6 protein-coding genes and 1 pseudogene are annotated in these 8104 nt (G+C 30.5%); 2 read left to right on the top strand and 5 right to left on the bottom strand.

The features are described 5' to 3' along the window. Positions 1-83 precede the first annotated feature (83 nt). Together B4G36_RS07475 and B4G36_RS07470 are read right to left on the bottom strand one after the other, a co-directional pair. Complete coding sequence (locus tag B4G36_RS07475; protein WP_038336269.1) at positions 84-314, bottom strand: ferredoxin; 231 nt, start codon at positions 312-314, stop codon at positions 84-86. A gap of 13 nt (positions 315-327) precedes the next feature. Continuing rightward, complete coding sequence (locus B4G36_RS07470) at positions 328-1620, bottom strand: peptidase U32 family protein (protein WP_221854733.1); 1293 nt, start codon at positions 1618-1620, stop codon at positions 328-330. Between the two features lie 288 nt (positions 1621-1908). On the opposite strand from B4G36_RS07470, the pseudogene B4G36_RS14010 reads away from it, so the two are divergent. Together B4G36_RS14010 and B4G36_RS07460 are read left to right on the top strand one after the other, a co-directional pair. After that, positions 1909-2113 (top strand): annotated as a pseudogene (locus B4G36_RS14010) (DUF4377 domain-containing protein). Between the two features lie 39 nt (positions 2114-2152). Beyond that, positions 2153-2926, top strand: coding sequence for a TrmH family RNA methyltransferase (locus B4G36_RS07460; RefSeq protein ID WP_291063078.1), 774 nt, complete (start codon positions 2153-2155; stop codon positions 2924-2926). Positions 2927-2978: 52 nt separating this feature from the next. Here the strand turns inward: B4G36_RS07460 and B4G36_RS07455 are convergent, their stop codons facing one another. The 3 genes from B4G36_RS07455 to B4G36_RS07445 are packed head-to-tail and all read right to left on the bottom strand — an operon-like array spanning position 2979 to position 8062. Then, positions 2979-5366 (bottom strand): GumC family protein, encoded by a 2388-nt coding sequence (locus tag B4G36_RS07455; protein WP_291063076.1) that lies wholly within the window; start codon positions 5364-5366, stop codon positions 2979-2981. 1 nt (position 5367) lies between these two features. Continuing rightward, positions 5368-6132 (bottom strand): polysaccharide biosynthesis/export family protein, encoded by a 765-nt coding sequence (locus B4G36_RS07450; protein ID WP_280049864.1) that lies wholly within the window; start codon positions 6130-6132, stop codon positions 5368-5370. After that, positions 6122-8062, bottom strand: a complete 1941-nt coding sequence (locus B4G36_RS07445) for a polysaccharide biosynthesis protein (protein WP_291063073.1) — start codon at positions 8060-8062, stop codon at positions 6122-6124. The genes B4G36_RS07450 and B4G36_RS07445 overlap by 11 nt, the downstream gene beginning before the upstream one ends. Between the last annotated feature and the right edge of the window lie 42 nt (positions 8063-8104).

Raw genomic sequence — 8104 nt, 5'->3', positions numbered from 1 at the left:
ACTTTAAAGGAGAGTGCCTTTTTTACATAAAACAAAAGTCCATCAAAATTTTGATGGACTTTTTATATAGCTAATGTTTTAACCTAAATTTCTTTTACTGTAATAATGTTTACAGGACAAGCTTTGGCAGCACGTTCGCAATTATCTGCGATAGAATGATCAGGATCTTTCAACGTATGGAAACCTTTTTTATCAATTGCTTTTAATAAAACAGATTTACCATCTTTTTTTGACATTCTGAATCGTTCTGGTGCTAACTCATAACAATAGTTGCATCCGATGCATTTATCGCGTTGTAACGTAATAATGACCATTGAAAACTATTTTTTAATGAGAATAAGCGCCTTCTTCAACACTATTTTGTTGCGTTCCTGGCTCTTCTACTTTTACTAATTTGTATAATTTATCAGAAGGACGAATTCTAAATTCCATCGGAATTGTAATCGAATCACCTTTTTTAGCTGTTTCAGATTTTACATCTTCCACCATCATTTCTGTAACCACCATTTCTTTGGCTCCAGTTGTTGGTCCTGTTACTAAAATCAAATCTCCAACTTTCAAATCATAGGCATCAATTACAAATTGACCAATGCTTGGTTTTGGGAAGAAATGAACTCCTTTTCCGATGTAAACTTTTTTCTGAGTTGCCATAGAACCTGGAACAGCAGACCATTCTCCCAATTTTTGACCTAAATAATATCCAGACCAAAAACCACGATTATAAACAGTTTGCAATAATCCCATCCAGTAATCCACTTTATCTTTTGAATATGTTTTATCCGCAATAGAATCAATCGCTTCTCTATATGCACGAATTACAGTTGCAACATACTCTGGAGCACGTCCTCGACCTTCAATTTTCAATACTTTTACACCTGCATCAACCACTTCGTCCAAAAATTCCATTGTACAAAGGTCTTTTGGTGACATCATGTATTCGTTATCTAATTCGATTTCGAAACCAGATTCTTGGTCGATTACGGTATATTTTTTACGACAGTTTTGTTTACAAGCTCCACGATTTGCAGAAGAATTGTGAGAATGTAAGCTCAAGTAACATTTACCTGAAACAGCCATACACAATGCTCCGTGACCGAAAATTTCGATTTCAACTAAATTTCCACTTGGTCCACGAACATCATCTTTAATAATCTGTTCACAAATCTTTTTCACTTGTTTCAAACTCAATTCACGCGATAATACCATTGTATCAGCAAACATTGCATAGAATTTTACTGTTTCGATATTCGTAACGTTAATTTGTGTCGAAATATGAATCTCAATCCCAATTTGTCTTGCATAGGCAATAACCGATTGATCCATAGCAATAACAGCCGTAATATTAGCTTCTTTTGCTCTGTCCAATAAGTTTTTGATTAAAGATAAATCGTGATCGTATATAATTGTATTTAAAGTAAGGTAAGAACGCACACCTTTTTCCTCACAACGTTTTACGATTTCTGGTAAATCGTCCATTGTAAAGTTTATTGATGCTCTCGCACGCATATTCAACTGCTCAACTCCAAAATATACAGAATCAGCTCCGTTATCTAAAGCCGCTTGTAACGATTCGAAATTCCCAGCAGGAGCCATCAACTCCATTTTTCCATCTTTGGTCATACGAAAATTCTGATTTTAAGGTGCAAAGGTACAACAAAAAATACAAGTGATTAAGTTATTTATAATCAAGTTAAATATTTGGAATGAATAATGTTTATGAATTAAACATTGTTTTTGCATAATATTTTTCATGGATAAGTAAATTCAATTTTATGAAAAAAATTATTTTATCGAGCGTTTTAGGCCTTGATTATTTATTTCGTGTGTCTAGACAAATGTAATGAAGGAAGGAGAAGAGTTGTAAACAAATGCTCCAAAATAAGAGAATGTTCTGCCGGAGCTGCTAAAATGCAATGTATGTTGGTAAAAGAAAAGAATGCAACGGAAGAATGGAAATATTTTTATAATCAGATTGAAGTATTTAAGCATGTCAGGTTATGAGTATCAAAATATTGTTTCACCATCGAAAGTACAGAATCCACCAGCTGACGCTTCTTCCTTAAAATATAATTTATTAAAAGTTGTTAGTAAAAAATTGGCAACAACGAAATAATTTGCATCTATTTCAATGAATTTCGAGTAATTTTGTAAAATGTTAATAGAAAGTCTTCAAAATCCAAGGATTAAAAACTTGCTGAAATTGCAAGAAAAATCGAGAGAACGTAAAAATCAAGGTTTATTTATTGTGGAAGGAACACAAGAAAATGAATTAGCTGTAAAAGGTGGTTACGAAGCGGTTGAAATTTATATTTGCGAAGATATTTATAACAAATCAATAGATTTTGGACAAGCAAAAGTATTTACAATTACCAAACAAGTTTTTGAGAAGCTTGCGTATAGAAAATCAACAGGCGGAATTATTGGTGTCTATAAAACGAAATCTTCGACATTGACAGATTTACAATTGCCAGAAAATACATTGGTTGTTATTTTGGAAGCGGTAGAAAAGCCTGGAAATCTTGGTGCAGTTTTACGAACTGGAGATGGAGCAAACGTAGATGCTGTAATTGTTTGTGATGAAACAGTAGATTTTTTCAATCCAAATGTGATTCGTTCTTCGGTCGGAACATTGTTTACCAATCAAATTGCATCAGCAAGTAAAGAGGCTGTTTTGGATTTCTTAAAATCGAAAAATATTCAAGTGGTTTCAACATTTTTAAGAGAAGAAACAAAGAATTTATACGAGACTGATTTCACAAAATCTTCTGCCATTATTTTAGGAACAGAAGCAACAGGGCTTTCTGATTTTTGGGCTGATAATTCAGATTCGTTGATTAAAATTCCGATGTTAGGGTTTGTAGATTCGTTAAATGTGAGTAACGCAGCAGCGATTTGTGTTTACGAAGCTGTGAGACAAAGACAATAAAATAGATTATAATAAAAACAAAAAGCCACTTCGAAAGAAGTGGCTTTTGTTTTTATTTTTTACCGAATAATTTACTAAAGAAAGAGTTTCCTTTATTATGATTTTCACCATATCCGTACCCATATCCGTACCCATATCCGTACCCTTTTGTAAAGTCAACATCATTGACAACCATTGCCATATTTTTAAGACGCTTATCTTGATATAATTCTTTAGGAATAGCCAACATTCGTTTGTCTAAATAATTAGCACGAACAACGTACATTGTAATATCTGCACTGTCAGAAATTAATAAAGTATCAGTAACTAAACTAACAGGCGCAGTATCTATTAATACATAATCATAGTTTGCTTTTCCATATTTGACAATATCATCAAAACGTCCGTTCATCAATAGCTCTGAAGGATTTGGAGCTACCTGTCCAGAATAAATAACATCAAATTTATAATCAGCAGGATTTTTGATGATGATATCACTAATATTAATATCATTTGAAATCAAATATTCTGTAACACCATATTTGTGTCTGTATTGATCAGTAATTCCTAAATAATCTAAAACTTTTGGACTTCTAATATCTGCTCCAATTAATAAAACAGATTTACCTGACATTGTTAAGATTTGGGCAAGATTTGTAGAAATAAAAGTTTTTCCTTCTCCTTTTATTGTAGATGTTATGTAGATTGATTGTGGCTCAGTAGAATTTCTAAGAAGGAAATTCATATTTGTTCTCAAAATTCTGAATGCTTCTGCGACGCTCGAGCTATCATTAGGTTCTATAATAGAAATTTCACTTTTAGGAACTTGCCCAGCAATTGGAGCTCCTACAGCATCTTCTACATCTTCTTTAATATTTACATTGTTATTTAGTAATTTGTAAATGTAAATAAAAGCAAATGGAACAATTATTCCTAAAATGATAGCACCTAATAAAACAATATTCTTTTTGGGTGAAACAGGAATTTTAGAATCGTAAGCAAAATCAATAACCTTTATATTCTCAGGTGTTGCAGCAGCTTTTATTTCATTTTCTTCTCGTTTTTGTAATAAGAATAAGTATAAAGCTTCAACAATTTGTTGTTGTCTTGAGATATCTCTAAATCCACGTTCTTGACTTGGAACCTTTTGAATACGACTTCTTATTTGATTTTGTTTCGTTTGAATAGAACTTAAAGTTGTTTGCGTATTATTTCTGTATAAACGTAAACTATTTTTTAAGTTTCGTTTAATATCACTAATCTGTTCCTGAAGTTTTACGACATTTGGATGTTCATTAGTCACAGACTTTAACATGTCATCTTTCGTTAAAACTAATTCGTTATAAGAAGCAATCTGTGAAGCAACAGTTTGATCTTGTAAACCAATATTTGTTGGTAAGAGATCTGATTTATTAGAACTTAAAGCGGAGTTCATATAATCGACTAATTGAAGTTGAGTAGAAGATTCTAATAATTTCTTCTCATTATCAGATGCATTTTGTAAGAAAATATTTGCTTCTGAAGTAACATCTGTAATATTGTTGCTTTGTTTATATCTTTCTAAATCTTTATCTACTCCTTGAAGATCTCCAGTAACAATAGCTAACCTAGAATCAATAAATTTAGAAGTTGCTTCTGTCAATTTATTGTTATCGGTAACAAGGTCTAAATTATATTGTTTAATTAGATTATCAATAAACTGTTTCGAAATCTCAGGAACACTACCAACTAAATTGAAGTTAACAATTTTTGAATTTTTATCACTGTTTGGTTCAATTTGAATTTTAGCTTGATAATAATTAACAGTATTATTTAATGAACTTAGTTTAATTAAATATTCAGAATCAATACTTTTTGAAATATTTTTATTTGGACTAATAACAATATCTCCAAAAGGAGATTCAATTTTTTGACCAAAAGAATAAGATTTTGTTTCTTTTGTATTATTGTTAGTTAAGCTAAACTTTGTGGTAGATTCAATTTTAATATTTAGTTCTTCATATAATTCATCATTAAGTTTATCAGCTTCATTAAGAAATAAAATCTTAATAGGAGAATCATTAGCTGTTGTTTCAATTTCAGCAATTCTACCAACACTAAAATAGCGAATATTAAAATTATTTTGTTCAACCACTTTAGAAATTAAACGTCTTGATTTCAGAATTTCGATTTGGTCACCAACTTCTGCATTAGAACTCGTACCAAACATAGTTGCTGCATCTGCCAAACCGGCTAACTCTCCAGCTGCAGATTCTTTTTCATTTAAAAGAATTTTAGCAGAAACTTGATATTGTTTTTGTGTATATTTTAAATAAAATAACGCCCCTATAATGGCTACGATTAATCCCAAAACAAACCATTTCCAATAATATAAATATTGTTCTAAAACTTGTCTAAGATTAATATTCTCTTCTTCTTCTTCAAAAGAAGAGTTATTTGTCGAATTATTAATTTGATTCATCTTACCTTGTTAAAACAGAAATTACAGAAATAATAACACCTGCCATAGAAATCCATAACGAATAGTTAGGTGTAAATTTTGATGCAGAAACTTGTGCAGAGTTTGGCTCTACATAAACCACATCGTTTTGTGCTAAATAATAAACAGGAGAATTGAGAGCAGATTCAGAAGTTAAATCAACATTATAACGTTCTTTCACTCCATTACTTTCTCTAATCACCGTTACGTTTTCTCGTTTCCCTTTAATGGTAAGATCTCCAGCCATACCTAAAGCATCCAAAAGTGTGATTCTTTCTGTCGGAACAATAAAACTTCCTGGACGAGCTACTTCTCCTAATACACTAATTCTGAAGTTTACAAAATTTACATTAACACCTGGATTAACTATATATTTACTTACTTTAGTTTTTATTATTTCAATCGCTTGACTTCTTGTAAGTCCACCAATCTTTATATTTCCAATCATAGGTAAACTAATCTCTCCATTTTCATCTACAGTATAGGTTGGGCTATATGGAGATAATGTATTACTATTAGCGGTTGTTTGAATTGTACTTAATTGATTAAAAGGTGCTGCAGCTGCAACATCAGCAGCAGATATAACAATTGCTAATTGATCTGTTGGTTGTATTTTTGGTATATGTTGTTCAAAATTAGTTGTTAATTCTTCTGGGGTTTGAAAATAAACAATTTCTTTACTTGAGCCACACGACGTAACTACAATTAAAGATAGAAGACATAAAAATTGGAAAATTTTATTTTTCATATATTAAGTTATCAAGTTTTTCAAATTCTGAGTTTTGAGATTTAAATTCGGGTACAATTTCTTTAATTTTTGCTACTAATTGCATCACTTGCTCATGTTTTTCTATGGTTGAAGACATTAAGCATAGTTCTTCAATTAGTTTTTTATTGTCTTGACATTTGTTTGTATTAACTTTTGCTATCATTATTTTTTCATGATGGGTCTTTACTGTATTTTCATCATTAGCCAATAACTCTTCATAGATTTTTTCACCTGGACGCAAACCTACAATTTTTATATCAATTTCTTCAGGATATTTAAAGCCACTTAATCTAATCATCCTTTTAGCAAGATCAATAATTTTCATTGATTCGCCCATGTCGAATACAAAAATCTCACCACCTTTTCCCATAATAGCCGCTTCTAATACTAATTGGCAGGCCTCTGGAATAGTCATGAAAAAACGTGTAATATCGGGATGTGTTACTGTCAAAGGACCTCCGTTTTCTAATTGACGTTTGAATAAAGGTATTACAGAACCATTAGATCCTAAGACATTGCCAAATCGAGTAACAATATAATTTGTTTTAGATTTTTCATTTGTACAATTTACATAAATTTCTGCCACACGTTTGGTTGCTCCCATCACGTTAGTCGGATTAACCGCTTTATCTGTTGAAACCATAACAAATTTTTCGGCACCAAATTCATTCGCTAAATCAGCAATAATTTTTGTTCCATAAATATTTGTATTAATTGCTTCATATGGAAATCTTTCCATTAAAGGAACATGTTTATATGCAGCTGCATGAAAAATAATTTGCGGATGATATTTATCAAAAAGGCTTAACATTCGTTTTCGATCTCTTACACTCGAAACGATATAATCTATTCTATTTTGTTTTTCTTCAGAAATTTCATTTTTTAAAGACTGTTGAACATCATATAGAGCCGATTCTGCCTGATCAATCAAAATTAGTTGAGCAAAATCCATCATAGCAAGTTGCCTTGAAATTTCACTTCCTATAGAACCTGCAGCACCAGTAACAAGTATTACCTTACCTTGTACATTTTCATTAATAATAGGGTTTTTCAACTTAATTGATTCACGACCTAATAAATCTTCAATTTTTAATTGTTTGATTTGAGCAGGCTTGTATGTACCATCAATCCAATTAGAAATAGGTGGAATTATTTTTATGTTTACATTCAAATCTTCTAATGATTTGGATAGATTTAATAATTGATTCGTTTTAATATTTTGAATAGAAATAATAATTTCTGAAATATCATTTCGTTCAATGAATTTATTATCAATATCATTTATAGAATAAATTTTAACACCATCTATAAATGTTCCAATTTTAGAAGGTTTATCATCAATAAAACCTACAACTTTATAATTAAACTGAGTATCATTTTGTAAAATATCTCGAGTAATTAATCCTGAATCTCCAGCTCCGTAAATCAATATTTTTTGTTGAGCTTTATTTTTAGAGAAAAAATAATCATAAATCCATTTGTAATATAATCTGGCAATAACCATTATTACTGTTGAAATAAATAAATGGACAAATATCACAGAATAAGACATTCTGAAAACATATGAAACAGGAGTGTTCTCCGAAAGATTAGATTCAATGAATTGTCTATAGATAAAAGAGATGAAGAAAAGAATCAGAAAAGCCGTAGTATTAGATACAAATACATTTTCAGCATCTTTTAAGCCTGTTTTTCTTACAACACCTTTATATGTCTTAAAATATATAAAACAGAAAAAGTAAACGAATGTTATAAACGGTAATTTATAAACAAGTTTCTCGACACTAAACGTGTTTGAAAAACTATTCAAAATAAAATTACTTATGATATAACTTATAAAAACAATTATTATATCTATCACCAATACTACCCATCTAGGAGTATTAAAGTGTTGGCTAAAAGGGTTCATTATATAGTAATTTAAGTAACGGTAAAGATAAAAAAAATCAGG

Origin of the sequence: Empedobacter sp. UBA3239 (assembly GCF_002362875.1) — a bacterium.
Classification (GTDB): Bacteria; Bacteroidota; Bacteroidia; order Flavobacteriales; family Weeksellaceae; genus Empedobacter; species Empedobacter falsenii_B.
The sequence above is the reverse complement of the archived record's forward strand: the minus strand, read 5'-3'. Positions and strand labels throughout refer to the sequence as shown.